This is a genomic window from Stenotrophomonas sp. P5_B8, from assembly GCF_054049855.1.
The window spans coordinates 1-3,132 of sequence record NZ_JBFULO010000436.1 but is presented as its reverse complement, the minus strand read 5'-3'; the positions used below and the strand labels follow the sequence as shown (position 1 = coordinate 3,132).

At 58.6% G+C, this 3,132-nt stretch carries 3 protein-coding genes; all 3 read right to left on the bottom strand.

The features are described 5' to 3' along the window. Positions 1–235: 235 nt before the first annotated feature. On the bottom strand, positions 236–2,158 hold the full coding sequence (locus ACXJKH_RS17660) for a hypothetical protein (protein WP_457321278.1): 1,923 nt from the start codon (positions 2,156–2,158) through the stop codon (positions 236–238). 274 nt (positions 2,159–2,432) lie between these two features. Further along, positions 2,433–2,729, bottom strand: a complete 297-nt coding sequence (locus tag ACXJKH_RS17655; RefSeq protein ID WP_457321276.1) for a hypothetical protein — start codon at positions 2,727–2,729, stop codon at positions 2,433–2,435. A 104-nt stretch (positions 2,730–2,833) separates the two neighbouring features. Further along, on the bottom strand, positions 2,834–3,132 hold a 299-nt coding region (locus ACXJKH_RS17650), incomplete at its 5' end, for a hypothetical protein (protein WP_457321274.1).

Here is a 3,132-nt window from a genome sequence, read left to right as displayed (position 1 = left end):
GGACGTTGTGGCGCTGGCATTTGGCTTCAATAGGCGCGAGTTGGCCAAGGAGGTGCTGGGCAGGTCCGGGGAACGTCATCTGCAGACCCGCAATGGTCCGGTAGAAATCCCGAACGCCATGGCGGGCCTGGTCGCCACGTGGCTCCAACGACGAGGCAAGTTGGCGTAAGCGCGGTGGGGTACTTGGCCAGCGGGGCTTCTCCTTCACTGGTACGGGGCACGCCGGCCCTACAGATCACTTCACAGCGCTGCCGGCAACTTGCCTGCTACCGGACACGGACTTGAAAAAGGCTATCAACCAGTCTTTGTCCCATTTCTTCTTGTGCTCTCTCTTCTTGCCGTCGTCCTGGCCCTCATCCTCATCCTCATCCTGTGAAACATAGCGATGGGTGAAGCAGTACGCCTTCATGGATGCGGTGCGGAAATGGTCCTCGAGGTTGCTCCCCCTGGCGCTGAAGATGACATTCAGCGCTCTGGAGATTTGAGCATCCGGGTCAGATCCATCGTCAATCACCAGTGGGGTCATTGCGCCCTGCCGGGTCTGGATCTCGATCCAGAAGCCCGTTCTTCCATCTGACAGCGTCACACCCACGACCAGCGCGCCTCGCTCCAGTCCTCCGGACCGCCTGCCTTCCTGATGGAGGAACGCCCATCCCTTACGAACCCGCTGGTCGTAGTTGACTGCCCGTTCCAGTTCATCCAGGAAGTTCCAGCAGACGCATGACCCAATCGGCACGCGTTGGGTCGAATCCTGAGGGTAGACCAGGCTGAAGTCAGCAATGGCACCTTCAGCCTTGATCGCCTCCAGTACCTCGAGAAGCGCCACAAAGTTGCTCTCGGACGCGCGGCTCTTCAGTCGGGCGTCGAGCGCGCTCTTGGAGTCCTTGGCACCATCGCGGTCGCCGAACGAGCCGTCCTCGGTACTGGTATTAGGTCCCGGGGCCCTTGGCTCGGTGTACACCGCACTGTGGTCCTTCACCAAGTCAAAGCGCGGAGGGGCATTGACCCACTCGAACGTATCGCTGGGCTCGTCGAACGCCTGGTGGTTGGTTGAGCCATTGTGGCCATCGTTGTCCTGCATGCCATTCGGCCGCTTTGGGCCGCGGTCCGGCGCGCCACTATAGGGGCGAGGTCCGTCCGAATGCTCGAGATCACCGTCCCGGCCGCCATCGTTGACTAGGATGTCGCCCATCTCTGGAAAGTCACGTGGTAGCGAAAACCCGAGGAATGAGGTGACAAGGAACGTCTTGCGAGGTCGACCGCCCCTATGTGGGGTCAGGTAGTACCCCATTACCTTGCCGCTGTAGGGGCCAAGGTCTGGATCCATGGGTATCTGCGCATTGGAGTACCACGAGAAATCACCACCGAACGCGGCGTCGTTCTGCGCTTTGAGCATCGGTGTATAGAGCGCATTGGCCGTGGCCTTGCCGTACGGGTAGAAGTGCAGCAGTGCAACAGATACGGCATCCGCCTTACGCATCCCTCGTTGCATCACTAGATGAAAGCAACGAGGGTCCTGCATTTCGCGCGTCCAGTTTCCAGCGAACTCCTTGTCCAGGAAGATCACCCTGCCGGCAGTTTCATCCCAAATCCCGGCGGTGAACACGGACGCCAGATAGGTAGAGCGGGCATAGAAGGTCCGGAATATCACGCTCCGCGGAATCAAAAACTCGATCCCACTGGCGGAGTCTTCTGCCATCAACACCCCGCTGCGGAAGCGGACGCTGTGCTCGAGGTGAAGCTGGCTGGTCGGAACCGCCTTGATGGGGAAGTCCCCGTGCTTGCCGATGACTGTGTCGAGCTGGATGTTGCGCCCGTACTTGCCAGAGCCTTCCGCGTTCGACAAGGCATCGCCCAGGGAGAGTTCCCGGCTGGGAAGCACGCCTACGCGCTTGCCGTCACGGTAGACGTAACCAATGCGGATCGAAGGCAGGGCACCGACCAGGACCCTAGCTACGAAGGGCATCTGCTCCGAATAGCCGAACAGCTTGGCGATCTGATCCGGCGTTGCCTTGGCCGGATCTTTGATGTCATCGGGTAGGGGTGCCAGATAGCAGCACACCGACGTCGACGTAGAGCCCTTATGGGGCTTGGTGTAGCGATCAATCCATCGGATGAAATACAGCCGCGAATCGCCGGGGTAGTCCTTGAAGTCCATCGTGTGCCAATCGATACGTAGCAACGCATCAATAGCGGCACCGATGGCAGTACCTTTAGAGTGGCGGGCCTCGTGGAATAGGTGTGCCGCCAGCCAGTGTCTCACCAAACAAGCTGACGCCCGCCAAAAAGGGGGCGGCTCTCAATTTTTGCTCCGGCTAACTAGCATCGTCAACGCACGGCGGCAACATGATGTTGCCAAACCATGGCTAACGCAAAGTGCAGGACGCAGAACATGCCCTACGCCCCGCAATAGATCGTTCCAGCTCCGAAGCTCACTTAACCGATGTGCCAGATACAGTGCCCCGAGGTCCGGCGCTGCTGTCGGTCTTGGACAGCAGGTCATTTAAGTCGTCGAGGACCCCCGGCGTGGCCGGATCCGCCTCCAGCAACTTCAGGATGGCCTCAATTTCGGCTAACAGATCTTTGAGACCTTGCTCGCCGGAAAGCCCATTCGACAGCGTCTTCCACTTAAGAATAAGCCTGTTAACGTCTCTCTCGAGAGCATGGCCGCGAGCCTTGATCTTAACGTTTGCAATAGCGTCAGCGATCCTCTTTCCCAAATCTGACATGGCAGCGCTCCTTCACTTGAGTACGACGAACAACATCTCATAGGGATTGCGGCTAGGCTACGTACTGCGATGTACCCACCACCCTCGTTTCCCATTAGAGTCTGCTACTGAGTCATGCGTTTTGCGTCAAATCCGCTGACGTCAAATTCGGCCATGACCGAGCCTTGCTGATACACATTGAACTCCACTCGGAGGCGCTTGGCTTTACCCAGCTTACTCGTGAGGGTCTTGTATCCCGGGATGAAGACCATCTCGCTGCTGTTGTCGGATGGCTCAGTTCCGGTGAAGGTTTTGGCGGACTCATCGTCGAATCGGATGCGCACGGGGCAGGAGCTGAAGCTATGGCACAGGATCTGCCCATTCTCGATGCTGACCATTACCTCGTTGCCCCATCGAGGGTTAC